General features: G+C 50.7%; 1 protein-coding gene and 1 pseudogene. Both read left to right on the forward strand.

Annotated features, from left to right (window positions below):
* The first annotated feature begins 48 nt into the window (after positions 1–48).
* On the forward strand, positions 49–327 hold the full coding sequence (locus ACTHUE_RS19685; protein ID WP_440424241.1) for a hypothetical protein: 279 nt from the start codon (positions 49–51) through the stop codon (positions 325–327).
* A 45-nt stretch (positions 328–372) separates the two neighbouring features.
* Positions 373–714 (forward strand): annotated as a pseudogene (locus ACTHUE_RS19690) (hypothetical protein); the annotation flags it as partial.

Here is a 714-nt window from a genome sequence, read left to right on the forward strand (position 1 = left end):
TCATTTTTGTCGGGGCACGAGTTGGCGGCGATAATGGCCAGCTGGTAGTTGGTGTGGGTGGTTGGTGGTATATTTGCGGTTAGTCTGCTGGTGGCTGGTTGTTGCGGAGTTTGGTGGGCGTGGTGGTTGGTGTGTTTGTTGGTGGTGTGTTGGTTGGTGGGTTTGTGTGGGTGGGTGGTTGAGGTAGCTTGGTTGTGTGTTGGGTCTGTGTTGGTTGTTGTCGGGTTGTGTGTTTGGGTGGGTGTGTTGGTTGTTTGGGTTGGGTGGTGGTTGGGTGGGTGGGTGTTTGGTTGGGTGTTTGTGTTCCTGTGTGGTTGGTTTGGTTGATGGTATGGTTTGGGTTGTTGTGTAGGGGCGGGTGGTCTTGTTTGTTTGTTAGTTGTGGTGGGTGTTGGGTGGGCGGGCGCCTGGTTTGGTGGGGGGTGTGTTGGGGTGTGGTGTTTGTTTGTGTTTGGTGTGGTGGTGGTCGTTTTGTTTTTTGTTTTGTTGTTTTTGTTGTTTGCTTTTTTCTTGTGTGTGGTGTGTGTGTTGGTGTTTGTTTTGGGTGTGGTTGTTGTTGTCGTTGGTTTGTGTGTGGTTTTTGGAGTGTTGGCGTTTGCTTCTGATGTGACGGGTGTGGCCGGCTCGGTTTGTTTAGGTTTGTGTAGTGTCGGTGTCGGTGGCGGTGTGTTTTTTGGGTGTTGTGTGGTTGTTTGGTTTGGTTTTTTTGGTGTT

The organism is Neisseria sp. P0021.S005, assembly GCF_051956955.1.